Raw genomic sequence first — 21,112 nt, 5'->3', positions numbered from 1 at the left:
CATTCGCCCCTGTGCGAGCACGGATTCCGCTGGTGCCATGGAAGGCAAATCCAAATCGAGAGTGGGAGAGATGTGGTCAGACCGCGTGCCGGAGAGCGATGATCGGCCGCCTCGGATCAGCGTCGAAATCGATCGGGCCGAGGCGATGCGACTGGTGGCGAGTGCGCCCTTCGGGCGGATCGTTTTCACCCGCGATGCGTTGCCTGCGATTCGTCCGGTGAACCACCTGGTGATCGATGGCAGCTCGATAGTCGTGCGCACCGCGCTCGGCTCGGGATTGGCTGGTTCCGTGCGCGCAGACCGATCAGTGGTGGTCGCCTATGAGGTGGACGACATCGATCCCATAGACCGCTTGGGCTGGTCGGTGGTGGTCACCGGCCTCGCGCGGCCCGTCACCGACCCCGAGTTGATCGCCGAATACACCCGGCGCCTTCGGCCCTGGGTGGATCACGCCATGGACCGCGTGATCACGATCGAACCCACACTGGTCACCGGAGTTGAACTGATCGCTCCCCCAACAGAAGTGCACGAGCGTCTCTCCACCTCGATGAGGACCTGACCCCGTGGCCGAATGATAGGCCAGTGCCTGCCATGGACGAAGAGTTGGTCCCTCCGCCGAAGCTCGTCGCCGCCTTGCTGTTCGGCGCGGGGCCGGTACCGGTCACGGCAGCGGGACTGCCCAGCGCAGCACGGCGCCGCCTTCGGGCCGGTTGGTGATGCTGAAGCTGCCGCAGGCGTTCTCCGCCCGCGTGGCCAAGTTCGCCAGGCCGCTGCGGCGGGAGATGTCGTCCGGGATGCCCGCGCCGTCATCGGTCACCTCGATGGTGACGTCATCCTTGACGTGCAATTCGACCGCCACAGTACTCGCGGCCGCATGCCGCACCACATTGCTCAGCGCCTCTCGCAGAACTGCTTCGACGTCGTCGGACAGTGGTGGTGCCAGAACGGTGACCGGTCCGGCGAGCCGGACGGTGGTCCGCAACCCGGTTTCGGCGGTCATATCGACCACGATGCCATGCAGATGTTTCCGGTACTTCGACGAATCCGCCGTCGTGTTGCTCTGCAGGTCGAAAATCGAATGGCGAATGTCCTGAACGATGCTTTGCACGTCGTCGATGGTGTCCGTCAGCCGAGATTTGATTTCCGGCACACGTGCCCGCTGCGCCGTACCCTGCAGGGCCAGACCCACCGCGAACAGCCGCTGAATCACGTGGTCGTGCAGGCCGCGGGCGATGCGGTCACGGTCGGAGAGGATATCGAGCTCACGCATCCGACGCTGGGTGTCGGCCAACTGCAGGGCAAGGGCCGCCTGATCGGCGAAGGCCGCCATCATGGCCTGCGTGGCGGTATCGAGCGGCGGCGCTGCCGCTGGCCGCAGCGAGGCGAGTACACCGATGACCGAGCCCCGCGCACGCAGCGGGAGGATCAAAGCTGGGCCCGTCTCCGGAGCGGCGGCGGCGAATGTGTCAGCGAGCCGCTCGTCCACTGAGACCGGTCGTCCTTCCCGGAACGCTCTGCCCACATATGATCCGTCGACCGGTACGGGTCGATAGCGCATCGCTTCCGAATCCGGCCCGGCGGCGGCGACAACAAGAAGTTCGGTAACTTCGTTGTGCGGAATGTCGGGATCCTCGGGCAGAGCGAGGAAGGTGATCGCCGAGTCGGTCAGTTTCAGTGCGCGTTCGGCGACGAATTGCAGGACTTCCTCTGGCTCGCCGCCGGCCAGTAGTTCGGTGGCTACGTCCCGTATGGCTTCGAGCCATAGTTGCCGGATTCTGGATTGTTCATAGAGCCGGGCGTTTTCGATGGCGATACCTGCTGCGGCGGCCAATGCTTGGACCACGACCTCGTCGTCTTCGGTGAACTCCTGTCCGCCCGCCTTTTCGGTCAGGTAGAGGTTGCCGAATACTTCCTCGCGCACTTTGACCGGGACCCCGAGGAAGGTGTGCATGGGCGGGTGATGTGCCGGAAAACCGACCGAGGCGGGATGGTCGGCGATTCTGGTCAGTCGTAGCGGTTTGGGTTCTTCGATGAGAAGTCCGAGCACACCGTGCCCGCGTGGGAGGTCGCCGATCATGACGCGAGTGCGGTCATCGATGCCTTCGTAGACGAACTCGGCGAGTTGAGTGCTGGTTTCGTCGGTTTCTCGGACGCCGAGTGCGCCGTATTCGGCGTCGCGTCACCGCGCTCGACACCACCGGCGCGATCGTGCTCAAAGACGCCATCGCCAAACTCGAACACCACCACATCACGGTTCTCATGTCCGGCCTGCGCGACGACCATCGCCGTCGCCTCACCGCCATCGGAGCGCTGCCCTCCGGCGGAGCACGCCACATCTTCGAGCACACTCCCGACGCCATCGCTCACGCCCGGAATTGCCTGCCGAGGCCGGTGGGAGACGCTCGGCAATGAGCGACCGGACCATACCGATTGGTCATGATGGCGCTGTTGTATCTGCGAAGTACGCAGTGTCCTCGTCGGCCCGGATGCGGCGGCGCAGGTTGGCGAACTGCCGCGCTTGCATGATCAGATGAGCGGGCTGGCCGAACAGAAAGTCTGCCACCGCCATCACCGGACAGGGCGCATCGCGCCCGATGGTTCGTACTACCAGACGAGTGCGTCTACCGGGTAGTTCGGTGAGGTGGAAGCCCCACACACCTCGAGTGAACATGCGGGGAAGTGGTCCGCGCGGGTCGAAGGGGCGTCCGCTTGGCAACGCGAGATCGCTGCGCAACACCAACGTCGTCGGGGGATCGGCGATCGCCACAGTAAAATAGGTGCGGCCGCCGACCGTCGCATCGACTCGGTCCCCTTCCCGCAATTTCTGCCATTCCGGCACGATCCGCACCGAGCTCGGCCGACCGCCATTGTCGAGACGATCCCAGCTGTACCAGCCGGCGCGGTCAGCGCCCATCTGTACCAGCCAGCACCAGACAGCCTGCGGAGGTGCCTCGAGCGTTGTGGCCATGGTCGAACAGGCCGTGGGGTCAGGTATCAGCATGTCGCCGGGATACTCGGCCGCCGCCTCTGCCCGGGTGGCACCCCAGCGCAACATCCGGTGCCGCAGGACGAGCGCCGCGGCAGCTGTCACCACCACGGGAACGGTCCATCGCATATCGTGCATCCTTCCGTCACGGTCCCTGCGGGCGTGTACGTCGAAGGCTGTTATCGGTGTCCAACGACATCTCAGTCCCATAGGAGGGTCAATCGGCCCGCAATGGCGGGTGGAATGGCAACAGGTGCACCCGCCTGCAACGCCGTGCGGATGCTGACCCCGGTCCGAACTCGGCGTAGTCATAGGGCCCTCGACATACGTCGACCGGCTGCTCAGGCGGGGCTCTGCGGCTGCCTTTCGGTCCGGACCGGGGAGGGGCGTTGGGCAAGCCGGCGTAGGCGTTCGTGCTCGAGACGCAACAGCGTGACGCTGGCGAGGAAGCACAGTGTGGTGGCAGTGCCACCGAGGACGACCCAGCCGGTGAACCCGTTGCCAGCCGCGGTGATTGTGGAGGCCGGGATCACCACCCCGGCGAGGAACAGCACTATACCGGGGATGTTGTATGGGTCCGCGAGGCTTTCGCCGGGCTTGGCATGGTAGGGCTGGGCGGATGTCTTGTCTCTCATGGTGATTCCTCTTGTGTTGTCGAAGTGGGCCGCCGCTGGGTGGATGTCGCGGCCCGGTGGTCACCGTGCCTGCCGGAGTGCCCCCACGAGAACACGAGGGCGTGTTCGGCGGTTTCCAGCTCGGCGATCGGAATGTCGAGATAGCTCGTACCGGCGAATCGTCCCTCGGACAGATCGCTCCAGGCGTGGACCGCTACGAGTTCGGCATCACGCTCACACGCTTCGTGAAACGCTGCTTCGATCGCGGACTCCCCGACGGGGCTCGCGTCCACGCCGACCACCACCGGGCCGCTGCGAAAGACCTGTTCATGCCCAGGCCACGGCTCGGGCGCTGGCCGTTGAGCCGTCGGTCCCCACTATCACCGCCGCCGAAGCCGAGCCGTGAAGATCGAGACGGTGTTGGACGGTCATCTCAGCGGCCTTTCGGTCAATTCGCGGGTGGGCGCGGCTTGCTGTTGTTCCGCGCGGCTCACGGCTCGGCATTCAGTATCTGGTCCAGCCGAGGCGCGACCCAGGGCCAATGGGCCTCGACCGAGAGGCGCAACGACCCGCAGCTCCGCCGCGGGTGTTGCGCTACGGCCGCGAGATGCGCCGGCCGAATGCCCGGCGCGGCAATTGCGGTGAGCCTCATGTGCGCGACCTGGGCATGGTGTCCCGACCAGGTTATCCCGCTCACATAATTGGTATCGCGAATGCGAATTATCGTATCTTCTGGACATGCAGCTCACCCGCTTCACCGACCTCGGGCTACGGGTCGTCATGCGACTGGCGGTGGTAGGCAGCGGTGAACGTCCAGGAAGCCGGGAGATCGCCGAGGAGTTGTCGGTGTCCTACGCGCACGCGGCGAAAGTGATCACCCGGCTCGGCGAACTGGGCATCGTGGACGCGCGCCGCGGACGCGGCGGCGGTCTGGTCATCACCGAACTCGGGCGTACCGCCTCGGTCGGATGGCTGGCACGCCGACTCGAGGGCGAGGCGGAAGTAGTCGAATGCGACGGCGCCAATCCGTGCCCGCTGCGGTCAGGGTGTCTGTTGCGCTCGGCGCTACGCCGCGCCCAGGAAGCATTCTTCGAGTCCCTCGACACCGTCACCATCGACGACCTCACTCGAAGTCCCGCCCGCTCCGTCCTTCTCGCCCTGCCCCGGGTAGGCGGCACCGACCCTCAGATTTCTGCAACGATCGGAGAATGACATGCTCTCGGCCACCACGAAAGAAACGATCCGGGCCACCCTGCCCGCGGTAGGCGCCGCCATCGACGACATCACGACGCTGTTCTACCGCAAGATGTTCGCCGCCCACCCCGAACTCGAACGCGATCTGTTCAATCGTGGCAACCAGAAGCAGGGCGGACAGCAGAAAGCCCTCGCCGGTGCTATCGCCGCCTTCGCGGCGCTGCAACTCGAACCCGATCAGGCCCGTGTCGACCTCATTCTGTCGCGGATCGCGAACAAGCATGCCTCCCTGGGCATCGAGCCCGCCCAGTACCAGATCGTGCACAAGTACTTGTTCGAAGCCATCGCCGAGGTGCTCGGTGACGCCGTCACCGCCGAGGTCGCCGCTGCGTGGGACGAGTTGTACTGGCTGATGGCCGAGACGCTGATCTCCATGGAGGCCGGCCTCTACCGGTCCGCGGGTGTCGCGGTGGGTGACGTCTGGCGGCAGGTGCGCGTGCGCGAACGGCGCCACGAGTCCGCCGACACGGTCTCCTTCGTGCTCACCTCGGTAGACGGCACACCACTGCCGCCCTTCTCTCCGGGCCAATACCTCTCGGTGGCTGCGCGTCTCGAGGACGGTGCGCGCCAAATTCGCCAGTACAGTCTGTCGTCGGCGCCGTCGAGCGAGGACTGGCGCATCACTGTCAAACGGGTCGACGCTCACACCCTGCCGGATGGCTCGATCGCACCAGCGGGGGAGGTGTCGAATTTCCTGTATCGCAACGTATTCGAAGGTGACATGCTGGAGGTGACCACGCCGTTCGGTGATCTGGTCCTCCAGGACGACGACGCGCCGCTGCTGCTGATCTCCGCGGGTATCGGATGCACGCCGATGATGGGAATGCTCAGTCACCTCGCCGGCACGGCCGACAGCCGCCCGATCTCGGTGCTGCATGCCGATCGCTCGCCCAGCAGCCATGCCCATCGCGCGGAACTGGCCGAACTCGTCGAACGCCTGCCGTACGCGGTGATGTATCGCTGGTATGAGGATCTCGGCGCCCGCCGCCCCGAACACAGGTTGTGGGAAGGCCGCGCCGACCTCGGCGAAATCACTATCGCGGCCGGTACCCGGGCATACCTCTGCGGGCCACTGCCTTTCATGCTCGGCATGCGCGAGGCACTCTTGGGCAACGGCGTAGCGGCCGAGAATATCCACTACGAGGTCTTCGGCCCGGACAGCTGGGCCGCCGCCCCGGCATAGGCCGCGGCGTGCATGAACGAGTCCGGTCCTGCCCGCAACTCCTGGCGTAGCGCCGAAACCGTTGTCGTCAGCCGGGATCGCGGCGGCGAACTATTCGGTGTGAGGACCGGGGCGCTGCCGCCGTGCAGGGGGATTTGTGTACTTGGTTCGGCGGCAGCGCTCGTCTCCGAGTCGGGCACTGGCCAGTTGTGACCAAAACGGCTGCACCCATCAGGTATTCGGTGATGCCGGGCAATCTGTTACAGCCGACACGCGGAAAGACATGTGTTATCTGGAGTTTCAGGCAACCTGCGGCGCGGGATCTACGGTATGGACCATCACGGGCTTCCTCCTCGCTCGTGACGCGCATGAGGACGGCAGCGGCCGACAGCGTTGCGGGGCAACCTCAACCTTCGGTGGCGGCGCCGGCGTGTGCCGCCTCACCTCCTTGTGATGAGGAGGCGGGGGTGTGGCATGCTTGCTGGTGAGCACGGGCTGTTGAAGTGATCGCTCGGCTTACTACAGAAAGCAACAAAAAGTACATGACGCAAGGCAGTGTGAAGTGGTTCAACGGCGAAAAGGGCTTCGGGTTCATCGCGCAAGACGGTGGCGGTCCTGACGTTTTCGTTCACTACTCCGAGATTTCCGGCTCCGGGTTCAAGTCCCTCGACGAGGGGCAGCGTGTCGAGTTCGAGATCGGCCAGGGCCAGAAGGGTCCGCAGGCCCAGAGCGTGCGCGCCATCTAGGAGCTGACAAACCGGAAACCCGCGCTACGGCGCGGGTTTCTCGCTTTTCCGGGCCAGGCTGGCGCCCCTGTATCCAGCTGCGCCCTGACCGGCGTGCCGAGTTGTCCCCGGTAGGGCGAGGGTGGTCGACCCAGCTGTCTGTCCGCTGCTCGCACTCAACCTGGAGGGTGCGCCGTGTCCATCGGCGCATCGACCGGAGCGGAACGCTGGTTGCAATTTCACGACATACTGAAATATGTTGTGACCAGGTGCTGAATCAGCATCAGCAGGCAATCACGCGAGCTCATCGAATAGGCAAAAGGGGACAGCGGGAAATGGCGGCACGAGCAGGAAGGGGTCCGCGTGGGGAACGCGGCGCGCAGGCGGACCGCATCCTGGCGGCGGCCCGCAAGTCCTTCGCCGAGCGGGGCTACAACGGCACCTCATTGCGGTCGGTGGCTCAGGCCGCCGATGTGGATCCCACGCTGGTGAACTACTACTTCTCGAACAAGTCGGGACTGCTGAAGGCTGCACTGGAGCCGCCGGCTGCCTTCGGCGAGCGCATTGCCGAGGCCGCCCTGGTGCCGCTGGAGCAGCGCGGGCGAGCCTTCGTGGACGCGGCGCTGCGCATGTGGGACGACCCGGCCACCGCGGAGGTTCTGCGCTCGATCATCCTCGCGGCAAGTCACGAGCCCTTCGCCATGGAGCGCCTCCGCTCCGTCTTCTCCGCGCTCGTCCTGCAGATCGTGTCGGCGAGCCTTCCCCATGACGAGGCCGAAATTCGCGCAAATCTGGTCTCTACGCAGATCGTGGGCCTTGCGATGACACGTTATGTCTGGGCGATCGACCGCATCGCCGACATCCCCTCGGAGCAGATCATCCGCCTGGTCGCGCCGACGGTGCAGCACTATCTCACGGGCGCCCTGGGCGCGGACATCCCGGGGAACGCCTGACCGCCACGCACCTCCCCGCCCGCAGCCTCGCCACCGGGCCAACGCTGCCGAGCTACAGGTGTCCGAGCTGGTCGGCAACGCCACATGACGCTGTCCCGTACCCTGCTCCTGTCCCTTCACCCGCTGAGCGCGGCGCCCGGGTCGCCGCCACCGCCGATTCGCGCAGTCCGACTGCCCTATTGAGCGTCAGGGACGAGGACGAGGTCGGGTGCGGCTTGCCCTTGGTCGACGCCTTTGCCCGCCGCTTGGGTGCCGTCCTGCTCCCACCTGGCAAACGCGTCTGGTTCGAGTTGTAGACCCCTCGCGGCGAACGCCTGCCGCTGAACGCGGCTCGCATAGCGCCGCGCTCAACGTGTGCACTTGTGGCGGCGACCTCCCGGCGAACCTCTGGTAGGCAGCGACCGGCCGGGCGGCGCCCCAGGCACCCCATATTTTCACGGAATGTGGAAATTACCCTTGCCCGCAGCTGACCCACGCGCGTACGGTGAGGACAAGTTAATTTCAGTACATGTGGAAATGAAGGTGTCATGGCGAGATTCAAGGCTGCTGGAGTGGAGCCCGGTCAACGTCAGCTCAACGGACCGCAGACGACCGGTCGTCAGTACCGCAACCTGTCCACGGCCCTGCACGGGACGACCCGCGAGGACAATGTGCCCATCCCGGTCCGTGACGGAACCCAGCTCATGGCCGACATTCACCGGCCCGACGAGGAGGGCAGGTTCCCCGCGCTCCTCGCGGCGGCGCCTTACCCCCGCCAGCTCCAGGACCTCGGCGCCCCCGCGGCGATTATCGAGGCCGGCGCCAGCGACTACTGGGTGCCGCGCGGCTACGCCCATGTCATCGCCAACCTCCGCGGCACGGTCGGCTCCGGGGGTGTCTACACCTTTTTCGACGAGCAGGAGCGCAAGGACCTGTTCGACCTGGTCGAGTGGATCGCCGAGCAGCCCTGGTGCGACGGGAACGTAGGCATGATCGGCATCAGCTACTACGCCATGAGCCAGTTGGAGGCAGCCACCCAGCGCCCACCACACCTCGGGGCCCTGTTCCCCTTCAACGTCACTGTCCAGGTCCGGGAAGCCGTGTACCACAACGGCCTGTTGAACGAGGCCTTCGTCAACCCCTGGATCCATGCGCTGGGCGTCCTGTCCGCCCATGGCGACCGCCTCTACCGCAAGGGCTTGTCCCGTCTATTGCGCCGGTTCTTCGCCATCCCCGCCATCCATCGGCGGTTCCGCCAGGCCGATGCCGTCCAGGTACACCGCCGCCTGCGGCTGATCAGCCGCTTCGGGCACGACGCCCACCCATGGAACGGCCTGCTCGCGGCAGTGGCCACCGATCACCCGACCCGGGATGCGTGGTGGGACGAGCGTGACCTGACCGGACTGCTCGCCGATGTGGACATACCCGTCTGCCTCGGCGGCGAGTGGTCCAGCGTCCCCCTCCACTTGACCGGCCTCTTCGAAGCCTGGGACGCTCTCGCGCACAACCCGAACGTGCGCATGGCCATGCTCGGGGAGCACAGTCTGCCCTGGCCATGGGAAAGCATGCATATCGAGGCCCTTGCCTGGTTCGACTACTGGCTCAAGGGCCGGGACACCGGCATCCTCGAAGGCCCCACCATCCGCTACTGGTTGCCGGGGCCGAACAGTGGCGCACCGCCGACTCCTGGCCCCCGCCTGCCACCCACACCGCCCTGGCACTCAGCGCCGACGGCTCCCTTACGGCCGACGAGCGGCCGGGCGAGCGTAGTTACGCCACCGACGGCGCGGACCCCATGCCAGGACAGCTGAGTTGGACCAGCGACCCCCTTCCCGACGACATCGACATGGTCGGCCACCCCGAACTACGGCTCACCGCCACCAGCAGCGCGACCGACACGGCATGGATCCTGCTCCTGCAAGACGTCGGCCCGGACGGCAAGGCTACCGACATCACCCAGGGCTGGCTGCGCGCCAGCATGCGCCACGTCGACGAGGACGCGAGTAGGACCGGCCGACCCGTCCTCCCGATGCAGGCGCGGGTTCCCGTCCCTCCAGGGGAGCCGGTCGACTACCGCATCCCGCTGGTCGCCAACGCCCGCCGGTTCCAGCGCGGGCACCGCATCCGATTGGTCCTCACCAGCGACGACAATCGCGAGGACTTCCAGCCCATGTTGCTGTTCAGTCACGCCCCCGTCGGCACGGCGGGCGTCAACACGGTGCACTCCAGCTCACGTCTGCTCCTGCCGATCCTGGACGGCGAATGAACGGGATGCCCTCCGCCCGCACCGCCCCGGCCGCAGCCCTGCTGCTGGACCGCAGCCCACAGCCTCGGCGTCGAACTGCGCGTCGATACTCGCAACGGACGGCCGGCCCAGGTCGTCGGTCTTCCTCTCGTCGTCGGCAGCACGCTGGTCGTATCCCTGCTCGCCTCAGCGACGCGGAAGTGGCTGGGCCGGTTGACCAACCGAGCTCCGATCGTCTGGACCCGATCGGCCATCACCGTGTTGCTGGTGTCGCATGACCGCGCCGTACGACGAAAGCAATGCCATGCAATGCCATGTCACAGTCCGATTTCCGGGTTGGCCGCCGATGCACTACCAGGCCGGCCCCCTAGCAGCGCACACTTTTGCGAAGGCAGCGTATGAAATGGGAGTGGCAACAATTCAAATCGATCAGGATATGCGCGAAGCCTTGCAGCCCATGCCTTGTCAGCGGCTCTGGCGATGAACGAACACGACTGATGCCGCCCGCTGCGACATCTGATGGGTTCGGTCGGTTCGCGTGACCGCGAGACCTTCTCGCTCGGCTTTGCCGGCCCGTCTACTCGAGTTTTCTGCGCCACGCGGAACCCGCCGCCTTCGAGCGATACAGCATCGACGTGCGTGGCATACGGAAGATCTGATCATCGACATCGCCCTGGAAGTGACGGCCGCCGGGACCTCAACGACGGCTGCATCTCAATCGCTCAGTGCCATTCGTAGTTACGCGACCCATTGACAGGCGCATCGAGACGCTGCCGTTGTTGAGGCGCCATCGATGAAAAACGAAGGTTCGCAGACCCGCCGCCACGAAGAGATCCGCTGACGCTGACTGCCGCGGGCACCCGCCCGTCGGCGTCGAGCACCGGCGCGGCGACATTCACACAGACGAGCGCTCGCCGACGCCTCCCTGCGACCCGCCAACGCGTTCGACCTGTGAGAACCGCCGATGGGCACAGGACTCACTAGTTATAGAGCAGGTGCTCTGTTACTCTCCAGCATATGCCCCGCCCTCGAATGCACGACCTCGATCACCTGATGGATGCCGCCGAGCAAATGGCCGTGGACTCCGGACCGGCCGCGGTGACCGTCCGTGCGCTTTCGGAAGCCACCTCGGTGTCCAACGGGGCGATCTATCACGCGTTCGGCTCCCGCGCCGGGCTGCTGGGCCGGGTCTGGCTGCGCGCCGCGCAGCGGTTTCTCGCCCTACAGCGCGAGGCGGTCGACCGCGCATGGGCCGCGGGGACCTCCCCTGAAGACGCGGTGGAGGCAGTCGTCGCCGCAGCCGACACGCCCGCCGAATTCCTGCTACAGCAACCGGCATCGGGTCGCTTCCTGCTGACTGTGTCCCGGCAGGAACTGCTCGGTTCCAGCGAGATTCCCGACGACATCGCCGGGGAACTGCGCCAACTCGATCAGTTCCTGGTCGAGCTGTTCCTCGGTTTGTCGCGCGGCGTGTTCGATCGGGGCGATCGCGAGGCCGTCGCGGTCATCCGCGATTGCGTGGTGGAACTGCCCACCGCACTGCTGCTGCGAGGCCGACGAAACCCCGATCCCGCAGTGCGGCAACGCCTCGCGGCCGCCGTCCGTGCGGTACTGGCCCTACCCCTACCGCCACCGCAGCTCAGCAGTGGCACCACCCCAACCACTACGAAGTGAAAGGAAACCCCATGACCGCGAACCTGCACTATCAGGACAAGATCGCCGTGCTGACCCTCGGAGACGGCGAGAACCGGTTCTCGCCGGACTGGCTCGACACTGTCAATGCCCACCTCGACGCCATCGAGCGAGACGCTCAAGGCCTGGTCACTACCGGCAGCGGGAAGTTCTACTCCAACGGCCTGGACCTGGACTGGCTGATGGCCAACGGCGACCGCGCCGAGTGGTACGTCTCCCGCGTCCAGGAACTGTTCGCCCGAATCCTCACCTTCCCGCTGCCCACCATCGCCGCGGTCAACGGCCACACCTTCGGCGCAGGCGCCATGCTGGCCATCGCCCACGATTACCGCGTCATGCGCGAGGACCGTGGCTACTACTGTTTCCCCGAGGTCGACATCAACATCCCCTTCACCCCTGGCATGGCCGCCCTCATCCAGGCCAAGCTCAACTCCCAGGCCGCGGTGACCGCCATGACCACCGGCCACCGTTTCGGCGGCCCGGACGCCCTGGCCGCCGGACTCGTCGACGCCACCGCTTCCGAAGCCGAGCTTCTCACTACTGCCGTCGACCGGCTCACCCCCATCATCGGCAAGAACCCCGCAACGCTCGCCGCCATAAAAACCACCATGTACAGCACCGTCACCGCGGCACTGCGCTGACCCACCCGGACCGATCACATTCGAAGGACGACGGTCGATGACCACCACCAGTACCACAACGACCCGGCCGGGCAGCACCAACCTCGCCCTCTGGAACACGCTGCAACACTTGCCCTTCGGCAACTGGCTGTTCACCCAGGCGCTGTGCTGGAAAGCCCCCTACTTCCGCAGCGTGCACCCCCTTCTGCTCGAGCTGCGGCCCGGACTGTGCCGGGTCAGTGCCCCCAACCGTCGCAGCGTCCGCAACCACCTCGGCACCTTTCATGCCATCGCCTCGTGCAACATGGCCGAACTCGCCGGCGGCATGATGACAGACGCCACGATCCCCGCGACCCACCGGTGGATCCCGGTCGGCATGAGCGTGGAATACAAATCCAAGGCGACCACCGCCGTGACCGCCGTCGCCCGCCTCGACCCCATTCCCGAGTTCAGCGACGAACCCACCGAACTCGTAGTCCCGGTCGACGTCCTCGACGCCGACGGCAACGCCTTCGTCACTGCGCGGATCACCATGCACGTGTCCAAAAAGCGGTAGACCGGCGTCATCAGGCACTGAGTTCGTTCGGGCGCGAAATTCTCCCGTCGCTGCTTCAAGCCGGTACTGCGATATCAGTCCGGTCTGCTTTGCTCGGCACGGCAAACCTCCGGTCCGTAATCGTTATGTCGAGCGCTGCCGCATCACCGAAGATCGGCAGTGCACGCGCAGCATCCGGTAGTGCTACCTGACATTTCCATTGCCCGCCATCGATCGAGGTGGGCTGGATCGGGAATTTTGTAATGGGGTCGAACTCGTCGATCGCCCCGTTGATTTCAGTGTTCCATCCCATCCATGCCTGCAACCCTTCTCCGGAATCTTGGCCGACGTCTACGATCAATGAGTCAGCCCAATCGAAAACCTGCTCCATGTGGTCCGCGAAATCGAAACCGCGTTCACGCTCGACCAACTTTCCTACGCGCAGAGTGATGCTGTATCTCGCTCTACCACTGTGCTGTTCTGCGGCTTTCTTGTCGCGGGGTGAATGTAGGTCGGCGGGGTCGAACAGAAAGGTGGTCAGAAGCGGCACCGGGCGGTCGGGCGTGTCGAGGTTGTCGGCTCGATTCCGCCTCAACTCTTCATTGAGTTGAATGGGGCAGTATTGGTCTATTCGTTGCTCGCTGATGACTACGGGAAGACCGCGGACGGACAGCCGTACGTCGGCCTGCCAGATGGGCCATTGTTCCTCCGCCGGTAGTTCGTCCATATGGACCGGGTATGTCGACAACCCCGTGAAGTCGACTCGGACCTTCCATCTTGCGAAGAGGAACCGTCGCAAATTTTGGTAGCCCTCCTCGGAGTTCACCTCGCCGTACCGGCCAGAGTGCGACTTGTGCACAAACGCCCGGTGCGCCCCGCGAACGTAGGCATTTTCGATGCATACCAGACCGTCACTCTTGGGTCCGACAACAATTTTCGAGGGGCCATAATCTTGGGGGTCTGTACCGACGAGGCAGAAGACATCATCCACGTCGAGGATACTTTCTGGAAGTGCCCGTGGATCCCATTCCTCGTCCTCCGGCGGCGTATCACCGAAGCTGGCTTCAGGAGTTAGGTATCCGTACATCTTCTCCGGAGCGAAGATGTCCGAGCCTGCTGGACCGACCACTTCCTCGAACCAGTTCAACACGTTGCTCTGAAAGACGATGCCGCCGTGTGGGGTCCCGTACGTGAAGAACTTGTCGACTATCTCCTTTGCTTTCCGTCGCGACTTCTGGCGGTCAGGGCCGTTCCTCGTATCGGGCGTCCGGCAGATTTTTTGCATCATGCAGCGAGCGACCAATCCCCCCATGGAGTGCGCAACCAAAATCACCTTCTTGGACTTCGCCGCCCCTGCGGGCGATCGAGTCTTACGTAAGACGAGTTCAATCAGATCATAAAGTCCTTCGGCAGCCTCTTCGAGATCGAAGCCATCGGCGCGGAAACGCCGCTGAAGTCGCTGCCAGGTATTTTGCCGCCGCGGGGCCGCGAAGGTCGTCGCAGCCTGGTCGTAAAATCGGTACACCCAGATCGATGCCGCGTCGAGCTCGTCGTCCTCCGCGTTCTCCAGGTAGGCGTGTTGGTCACCTTGGACGAGTAATTTGTATCCCTCGTCGATCATCAGCCGAAGCATCGGACCCTCGAACTGATAGAACATCGGGTCGCCATCGCCTCCGACCCGAATATGAGTAGCGCCTTCGTTGAACCCGTAGAAAGGATCGTCGACTTGGCTGTCGATTCCACTCGTGGCACCGGCATACCCGCGGATATAGATAATGGGAAGATGCTTCATTTTGTCTCACCTACCTGGATGCGCGACGCATGTGCGCGGCGGCATATAGAAGAAGCAATCACTTGATAGAACTGCACACGTTGGACGACGGCCTGGAGAGGTCGGCGATGTCAGCAGTAGTTCGCGCGCGGTTGCCAAGCCCTGGCTGATCGATCAGCACCTTGCTGCGTACGGACTGTTCGATCGATTTGTGGGCACGACTCGAATACTGCGCCCTTCACCGCGCTTCAGCATGAGTAGTCGGCTACTCGAAACGCGTGGGTGTACCACGGCCACATGGATGTCAACTTATAGGCGGGCACGCGGGTGCTCCCGCACGCGCGGGGATGATCGATCGACGCCGCGATGCCATGTGCTCAGTTGTTGGGGTCGAGCCGCCCGTCATCGCCGTGCAGGCGGCACCAGTGCGGCACCTGGACCGGCTCGAGCCAGCTGACTGCCGGATGGCGCCTCACGGCCGTTGCGCAGCGATCGAGCACGAGTCCTTCAGCATCGTGGCGAGTTTGTCGATGGACTTCTGCAACGGCAGACATCGCTATCGGGTCGGCTGTCCGAAATCCGTATCAGGAACCGTCTCCGGAGACTGAAGCTTGGCGATGAGGTGGAAAAACCGGGCCATATGGATATAGGGGGAGCGGTCGGCCAGCGCGAGTTCGAGGCGTTCGAGCTTGTGGTAGAAGTCGGGGTCGGACTTGCGTTCGTCATCGACGATGTAGTCGCAGACATTGCGTATGCCGCGATGAGCGATGACTTCGAATCCGGCGGCCCCCAAGTCGGCTTTGACGCGGTCGGGATAGCAGGCGCGGGTTTCTGCTTCGTAGGCGACGCTGTAGCGGGTGGGAGCGTCCAGCATCCGCAACGCCCCGTCCAGGTCCAGGCTTCGCACCGCGGTGAGCAGCGGATCGGCGTCGGCGTTCGGCGCGATCACCGACATCAGTCCGCTCACCCGCAGTGGCACCGCGAGTGCTGCGATCACCCCACCCGCAGCGGGCAGGTACTGGATCACGTTGTGGCACAGTAGAACGTCGAAGCGGTGCGGACCGAACTCGTCACCGATGGTGTCCAAGCCGGCATGCCGGGTGGTGACACGATCAGCGAGGCCGCGTTGCGCGGCCGCGGTGCGCGCCTCGGCAAGGGACTGCTCGGAAATGTCGGCGATCGTGACGTGGTGGCCCTTTGCGGCAAGTTCGAGCGCGTCGAGTCCGTTGCCGCCGCCCACGTCCAGGATCTCCAACGGACCGGCCGGCAGATGAGCGGTCAGGTTCGCTGCCGCGGTGGTGTACCGTAGCCGCCCCCATGGACTCGCTTGCCACCGCTGGAACTCGCCGAACTTATCGTCGAACAGCTCTGCCCGCGACTCACTCACCACGCCCCACCCGGCCTTTCGGATCAGGATTCGATTCGACTGTTCGATCGTATGGTTCTCTGATGCGCGAGGGTCACTGTCCGCCCGCCTGGTGCTGGTCTCCGAGTGGGGGTGACGTCGTGACCACGAGCGATCGCAGCGCCGAGCTACCCGAGGCACGCACCGCGTCCCGGCGCGCGACACCGAGTATGTCGACAGACGGTGTACAGGAGGCGACGCAGTCGAGAGCGCTGCGCTCCGCTCTATGGCGACCGATACGGCGATATACGCTGAGCAGTGGCGAAAGGTCAGCGCATGTTGCCTGGTAACCGCAGACAGACTGGTTGGATTGTTGTCGGCCGATGACCGACGACGATCCGCTGCGCACTCGCCGTGAGGTGTTGACGCCGCTCACGGCGGAGCTGGCCGTGGCCGGTTTCGAGGACGCGGTGGAGATCGGGCGCGGTGGTTTCAGTGTGGTGTATCGCTGCTGGCAGCCGGGGTTGGACCGGACGGTGGCGGTGAAGGTGCTGACCGCGGAGTTGGATGCCGGTAATCAGGAGCGGTTTCTTCGAGAGCAGCGTGCGATGGGGCGGTTGACCGGATACCCGAACGTCGTCACGGTGCTGGAGGCGGGTGCTACCGAAAGCGGGTGGCCCTATCTGGTGATGCCCTATTACCCGCTGGGTTCCCTCGACGCGTGGATCCGAAAGAATGGTCCGCTCGCGGCGGAGAACGTTGTGGGGCTCGGGGTGAAGATCGCCGGTGCGCTCGCCGGCGCGCACCGGCTGGGTATCGTGCATCGGGACGTGAAACCGGGCAACGTCCTACTCACCGAGTACGGCGAGCCGGCGTTGACCGATTTCGGTATCGCGCACATCGCCGGTGGATTTCAGACCGCGGCGGGGACGTTGACCGGGTCGCCGGCGTTCACCGCCCCGGAGGTGCTCGAAGGAGAGGCGCCGACTCCGGCCGCGGATGTGTACGGGCTCGGCGCCACACTGTTCTGCGCGCTCACCGGGCATGCCGCATTCGAACGTCGAAGCGGGGAGAACGTGGTGACGCAGTTTTTGCGGATCACCACCCGTCCGATGCCGGACCTGCGCGAGAACGGCGTCGCGGACGATGTGTCGGCTGCGGTGGAAGCCGCGATGAGCCGCGATCGCCATGAGCGACCCTCGGCTGCGGCTCTGGGTGAGAGTCTTCGGCAGGTCCGGCGCCGCCTCGGGTTTCCGGTGGGTGAGATGGCGTTGCTGGGTGAACCGATTCACCACCGTCCAGACCAGGAGCCACCCTCGCGGAAACCGCGCTCGCCAGTGGTGAGTAGTGCTGACAGTGCAGGTAATCTGCCGCTCGAGCTGACCAGTTTTGTGGGTCGGCGCACCGAGTTGTCCGAAGTGAAGAGTTCGCTGGTTGCGTCGCGGCTGGTCACTCTGACCGGGATCGGGGGTGTGGGAAAGACGCGCCTGGCGCTGCGGGCAGCTTCGCATGCGCGGCGCGATTTCCCCGACGGCGTGTGGTTGGTCGAGCTGGCGGATGTGTTCGACCCGGCGTTGCTGGTCGATGTCGTAGCGGCCACCCTCGGTATGCGGGACGTGGCCGCCAGTCCGTTGATTCTGGCCCAATTTCTGCGCTCGCGAAGAACACTGCTCGTGCTCGACAATTGCGAGCAGGTGGTGGAGTCCGTGGCGAAGCTGGTCGAGACGCTGCTGCGGACCTGCCCGCAGGTGCGTGTGCTGACCACCAGTCGTGAACCGTTGGACATCGCGGGGGAAGCGGTGCTGCGAGTGTCGCCGCTGACGGTCCCCGACCCCGAGCGGGAGCTGACGCTGGGTGGGATTCCCCGCTACGACGCGGTGACCTTGTTCGCCGACCGCGCCGCAGCGGCGGTGCCGGGCTTCGAACTCGACGAGGACAACAAGGCCGCTGTGACCCGGATCTGTGCCGAGCTGGATGGTTTGCCGCTGGCGATCGAGTTGGCCGCAGCTCGGATGCGCACGATGTCACCGGAGCAGATCCTGGCGCGGCTCACCGATCGGTACACGCTGCTCACCCGTGGTAGTCGAACAGCGCCGACACGTCAACAGACGCTGCGGTGGTGTATCGACTGGAGCTACGGATTGTGTACCCCGGCCGAACAGCGGCTATGGGCCCGGCTGTCGGTGTTCGCAGGCAGCTTCGAACTCGACGCCGCCGAACAGATATGCGGCACCGACCGCTCCGGCGGCTCGGAACTCGACGCTGTCGAGCACAGTCTGCTCGACGTGCTGTCCTCTCTGGTCGACAAGTCGATCGTGATGCGGGAGGTATCGCATACCGTCGTGCGTTTCTGGATGCTCGAGACAGTCCACGATTACGGTCGGGAAAAGCTGCGTGAGTCGGGCGAGGACACCGACCTGCGCCGACGTCACCGCGCCTGGTACCAGCAGTTGGCGCTGGATGCCGAAGCCGGGTGGATCAGCCCTCGGCAGCCCGACTGGATCGTCCGGCTCGAACGGGAGCAACCCAACCTGCGCGAAGCGCTCGAGTCCTACTTGTCCGAGAACACTCGGGCGGCGGCAGAAGCAGGGTTGCGCATTGCCGCCGCATTGCACGAGTTCTGGAGCTTTCGCGGCCTGTACGGGGAAGGCCGGTTATGGCTCGATCGTGTTCTCGCCCACCCATGCGCGCAATCGATACCCGAGCGCATCAGCGCGCTGCGCGCCGCTTGTGAGGTTGCCGCGCCTCAGGGGAATTTCCAGGCTGCCGCCGCCTTCCTGGAGGAGGGACGAGTGCTCGCCGCGCACACTTCCGATCCCGCCATCCAGGGGACAGCTCGCCTACGCCGCCGGCGTAGTCGCCCTCGCTCGCGGCGAGGCTGCCGAAGCATCCACCTCCCTCGAACGAGCCGTCGAGATGCTCGGTTCGAACCAGGCGGGAGAGCTCTACGTCAGCGCTCTGGCCATCCTCGTTTGTCATACGAACTGCGCGGCGACGTGGCACGAGCGAGCGAGCACTACCGCCGGGTACTCGCCATCACCGAAGCGCAGGGCGAATTGCTCTATCGTTCGACGGCGCTGCGCGGCTTGGGCGTTGCCGCCTGGCAGCGAGGCGAGCGGGACCGTGCCCAACAGTTGCTCGAGGAGGCATTGCGCGTCAACCGGCGACCGAACAGCCCGGTGCTCGCCGCGTTCGGCCTTGAGGCTCTGGCGTGGACTGTCGCCGAGCGCGGCGACGCCGAGCGCGCGGCTGTTCTGATGGGAACCGTGCAGGGCAACTGGCTGGCCGGCAGCAGCGTCCGGGCCGTTTTGCGGAGTATGTCGCGTTTTCACGAAGAAAGTGAGCGAAGGACGCGCCGTGCCCTCGGCGCTCGCGGATTCGGCGCTGCCTTCCGGCAAGGCCAGGGGATGGGCATGGACGCTGCTGTAGCGTACGCGCTCGGGGAACGGCTCCCCGGCAAGGCGCCCGCGTCGGGCAAGTCCGCGAAGTTGACCAAGCGGGAGCGGCAGGTCGCCGAGCTTGTCGCGCGAGGACTCAGCAACAAGCAGATCGCCGCCGAACTGGTGATCTCGCAACGCACCGCGCAAGGCCACGTCGAACACATCTTGACCAAACTCGGATTCACCTCACGCGCACAAATCGCCGCTTGGATCGTGAAGGAAACCGAACAGGAGAGTTCCCGAGTCCGATCTGGACGATAGTGCTTTCGGTTCAAGGGCAGGCGATCCGACCGGCAGAGGCCCCGGGTTCCGAGCGGAGCCCGTGCTTCAGTCGACGATGATCGGCAGCAGATACTTTCGTGCGAATTCGGCCATTTCCGAATCGGATTCGAACTGCGTCCCGCCGTCTGGGGCGAGGATGAGCGAGTGGACGATGCGGCAGACGACTTCCGCGCGCACCATCAGGTCCGAGGTCTCCGGTAACAGTCCATGTTGGGCGGCGCGCGCGAGGGCAGCGGTCGTGGTCGCCACAGACATCGCGAATGTCGTTGCGCCGTCGGTGGTGAGCTTGGTGATGACGCGCTCGGGTTCGAGCGTCAACATTCGGTGGACCAGGGGGTGGTTGCGCCATCGCGTGAGAACGGTGACGAAGATGTCGGCGACCAGATCGGCAATGTTGTCGTGTCGGTCGGGGAGCTGCGTTACCTCGGCGAGTACCGCGCCGACCTCTCGGCTCACCACAGCCTGCACCACGTCGTCGCGTGAGCCGACCCGCCGGTAAACGGTGACGCGGTCGACGCCCGCCTGGCGCGCGATGTCCTCGATGGTCGTCTTCTTGACACCGAGTCGCTCGAACTGGACCAAAGCCGCGTCCAAGATGCGCGATTCGATGCTGTCACCGGAGTCTTGTGGACTGGTGGGTGCGGTGGACGCGGCTTTCACGCTTCAACGTTAGCAGTTTCGCCAGCTTCTGCAACAGATACGCATGAGGTGTTGCTGCAACATTGCAATGCAATTTGTGGTTGTGTACGGTCGTTCCATGGCTGACACAGCGCAGAAGGCCGGTGCGACGGGGCACCCCTACCGCGACGAAGCGCACGCGATCAATGCTCGGGATGTTCACTTCGACTTCGACTCGGTGCCGATGCATTACATCCCCGGCGAAGCCCTCGCGACCCACATCGTCAACGTGATGCATCTGGTGCTGCCCGAGGGGGAGCGAGCTATGGCCCAGTGCTTGGCAGAGGCCCTTCCCTTTATCGATGACGAGCGCCTGCGGGAGGAGGTGCAAGGCTTCATCGGTCAGGAATCCATGCATGCCGGCAGTCACGAGCGCGCTCGGCAGCATCTGCAGTCGATCGGGCTGGATGTCGAGTCCTACGTCTCGAAGATCGCATGGCTGGTCGATCGCATCCTCGGTGACCACGGGCTCACCGGCCGGCCCCGAGAGGAGTGGGTAAAGGAACGGCTCGGGCTCTTCGCAGGCATGGAGCATTTCACCGCGGTGATCGGCGAATGGCTGCTGAACGCGGACATCCTGGAAGAACAGGGCATGCACCCCACCATGCTGGATCTGGTCCGCTGGCACGGTGCGGAAGAAGTCGAGCATCGCAGCGTCGTCTACGACGCGTTCCAGCACATCGACGGCAGCTACGCACGCAGGGCTCGCACGGCAATCCTCGCGACCGCCACGCTGCTACCTCTGTTCATCGTGTCGACGGCCTACCTGTACAAGAAGGACCCGTCGGAGGACAAGGGCCGGTCGTGGACAATGCAGTTCGTCAGCGCGAC

At 64.9% G+C, this 21,112-nt stretch carries 19 protein-coding genes and 3 pseudogenes; 15 read left to right on the top strand and 7 right to left on the bottom strand.

Features of this window, described 5'->3' with window-relative positions; translation table 11 throughout:
* Positions 1-70: 70 nt before the first annotated feature.
* Positions 71-559, top strand: a complete 489-nt coding sequence (locus ON19_RS33675) for a pyridoxamine 5'-phosphate oxidase family protein (RefSeq protein WP_051169576.1) — start codon at positions 71-73, stop codon at positions 557-559.
* 102 nt (positions 560-661) lie between these two features.
* Here the strand turns inward: ON19_RS33675 and ON19_RS33670 are convergent.
* A pseudogene (locus ON19_RS33670) lies at positions 662-2,176 on the bottom strand (GAF domain-containing sensor histidine kinase); the annotation flags it as partial.
* Here ON19_RS33670 and ON19_RS44215 point away from each other — a divergent pair.
* On the top strand, positions 2,158-2,412 hold the full coding sequence (locus tag ON19_RS44215) for an STAS domain-containing protein (RefSeq protein WP_306307072.1): 255 nt from the start codon (positions 2,158-2,160) through the stop codon (positions 2,410-2,412). The pseudogene ON19_RS33670 and the gene ON19_RS44215 overlap by 19 nt on opposite strands.
* 22 nt (positions 2,413-2,434) lie before the next feature.
* Here the strand turns inward: ON19_RS44215 and ON19_RS33665 are convergent, their stop codons facing one another.
* The 3 genes from ON19_RS33665 to ON19_RS44585 all read right to left on the bottom strand — a co-directional run bounded on the left by ON19_RS33665 (position 2,435) and on the right by ON19_RS44585 (position 3,902).
* Positions 2,435-3,115, bottom strand: a complete 681-nt coding sequence (locus tag ON19_RS33665) for a hypothetical protein (RefSeq protein WP_043702362.1) — start codon at positions 3,113-3,115, stop codon at positions 2,435-2,437.
* Positions 3,116-3,327: 212 nt separating this feature from the next.
* On the bottom strand, positions 3,328-3,621 hold the full coding sequence (locus ON19_RS33660) for a hypothetical protein (protein WP_051169575.1): 294 nt from the start codon (positions 3,619-3,621) through the stop codon (positions 3,328-3,330).
* Complete coding sequence (locus tag ON19_RS44585) at positions 3,618-3,902, bottom strand: universal stress protein (RefSeq protein ID WP_368854290.1); 285 nt, start codon at positions 3,900-3,902, stop codon at positions 3,618-3,620. The genes ON19_RS33660 and ON19_RS44585 overlap by 4 nt, the downstream gene beginning before the upstream one ends.
* A 436-nt stretch (positions 3,903-4,338) precedes the next feature.
* Here ON19_RS44585 and ON19_RS33650 point away from each other — a divergent pair, with 436 nt between their 5' ends.
* From ON19_RS33650 to ON19_RS33615, 11 genes and pseudogenes are all read left to right on the top strand, one after another.
* A complete protein-coding gene (locus tag ON19_RS33650) occupies positions 4,339-4,812 on the top strand; it encodes an RrF2 family transcriptional regulator (protein WP_043702244.1) in 474 nt (157 codons plus the stop codon).
* Between the two features lies 1 nt (position 4,813).
* On the top strand, positions 4,814-6,037 hold the full coding sequence (locus ON19_RS33645) for a globin domain-containing protein (RefSeq protein WP_043702241.1): 1,224 nt from the start codon (positions 4,814-4,816) through the stop codon (positions 6,035-6,037).
* Between the two features lie 521 nt (positions 6,038-6,558).
* The gene (locus ON19_RS33640) at positions 6,559-6,762 is read left to right on the top strand and encodes a cold-shock protein (RefSeq protein ID WP_040871014.1); all 204 of its coding nucleotides are present in this window, start codon (positions 6,559-6,561) and stop codon (positions 6,760-6,762) included.
* A 248-nt stretch (positions 6,763-7,010) separates the two neighbouring features.
* Entirely contained in the window at positions 7,011-7,694 is a 684-nt protein-coding gene (locus ON19_RS33635; RefSeq protein ID WP_157229967.1) for a TetR/AcrR family transcriptional regulator, read from the top strand.
* 527 nt (positions 7,695-8,221) lie between these two features.
* Positions 8,222-9,484, top strand: a complete 1,263-nt coding sequence (locus tag ON19_RS33630; RefSeq protein WP_306307070.1) for a CocE/NonD family hydrolase — start codon at positions 8,222-8,224, stop codon at positions 9,482-9,484.
* Entirely contained in the window at positions 9,388-9,939 is a 552-nt protein-coding gene (locus tag ON19_RS44580; protein WP_306307074.1) for a CocE/NonD family hydrolase C-terminal non-catalytic domain-containing protein, read from the top strand. The genes ON19_RS33630 and ON19_RS44580 overlap by 97 nt, the downstream gene beginning before the upstream one ends.
* Before the next feature lie 54 nt (positions 9,940-9,993).
* A pseudogene (locus ON19_RS44895) lies at positions 9,994-10,320 on the top strand (DUF6069 family protein); the annotation flags it as partial.
* Positions 10,321-10,458: 138 nt separating this feature from the next.
* A pseudogene (locus ON19_RS45135) lies at positions 10,459-10,565 on the top strand (4-hydroxy-2-oxovalerate aldolase); the annotation flags it as partial.
* A gap of 385 nt (positions 10,566-10,950) precedes the next feature.
* Positions 10,951-11,592 (top strand): TetR/AcrR family transcriptional regulator, encoded by a 642-nt coding sequence (locus ON19_RS33625; RefSeq protein WP_043702232.1) that lies wholly within the window; start codon positions 10,951-10,953, stop codon positions 11,590-11,592.
* Positions 11,593-11,603: 11 nt separating this feature from the next.
* Positions 11,604-12,251 carry an enoyl-CoA hydratase/isomerase family protein gene (locus ON19_RS33620; RefSeq protein WP_043702229.1) on the top strand — a complete coding sequence of 216 codons (648 nt, stop codon included), beginning with the start codon at positions 11,604-11,606 and terminating at the stop codon, positions 12,249-12,251.
* 37 nt (positions 12,252-12,288) lie between these two features.
* The gene (locus tag ON19_RS33615; protein WP_051169574.1) at positions 12,289-12,786 is read left to right on the top strand and encodes a hotdog fold domain-containing protein; all 498 of its coding nucleotides are present in this window, start codon (positions 12,289-12,291) and stop codon (positions 12,784-12,786) included.
* A 55-nt stretch (positions 12,787-12,841) separates the two neighbouring features.
* On the opposite strand, the gene ON19_RS33610 is transcribed toward ON19_RS33615, so the two are convergent.
* Together ON19_RS33610 and ON19_RS33605 are read right to left on the bottom strand one after the other, a co-directional pair.
* Positions 12,842-14,557, bottom strand: coding sequence for an esterase/lipase family protein (locus ON19_RS33610; RefSeq protein WP_063709525.1), 1,716 nt, complete (start codon positions 14,555-14,557; stop codon positions 12,842-12,844).
* A gap of 535 nt (positions 14,558-15,092) precedes the next feature.
* Positions 15,093-15,923, bottom strand: a complete 831-nt coding sequence (locus ON19_RS33605; protein ID WP_157229966.1) for a methyltransferase domain-containing protein — start codon at positions 15,921-15,923, stop codon at positions 15,093-15,095.
* 341 nt (positions 15,924-16,264) lie between these two features.
* On the opposite strand from ON19_RS33605, the gene ON19_RS33600 reads away from it, so the two are divergent.
* Positions 16,265-19,582 carry a protein kinase domain-containing protein gene (locus ON19_RS33600; protein ID WP_157229965.1) on the top strand — a complete coding sequence of 1,106 codons (3,318 nt, stop codon included), beginning with the start codon at positions 16,265-16,267 and terminating at the stop codon, positions 19,580-19,582.
* Positions 19,583-19,648: 66 nt separating this feature from the next.
* On the opposite strand, the gene ON19_RS33595 is transcribed toward ON19_RS33600, so the two are convergent.
* Positions 19,649-20,263 (bottom strand): TetR/AcrR family transcriptional regulator, encoded by a 615-nt coding sequence (locus tag ON19_RS33595; RefSeq protein ID WP_043702226.1) that lies wholly within the window; start codon positions 20,261-20,263, stop codon positions 19,649-19,651.
* 97 nt (positions 20,264-20,360) lie between these two features.
* Here ON19_RS33595 and ON19_RS33590 point away from each other — a divergent pair.
* Positions 20,361-21,112: metal-dependent hydrolase (locus tag ON19_RS33590; RefSeq protein WP_043702347.1), on the top strand; the 752-nt coding region annotated here is incomplete at its 3' end.

It is taken from the genome of Nocardia abscessus NBRC 100374, from assembly GCF_000308455.1.
Lineage (GTDB): Bacteria > Actinomycetota > Actinomycetes > Mycobacteriales > Mycobacteriaceae > Nocardia > Nocardia abscessus.
This window is presented reverse-complemented; position numbering and strand designations above follow the sequence as displayed.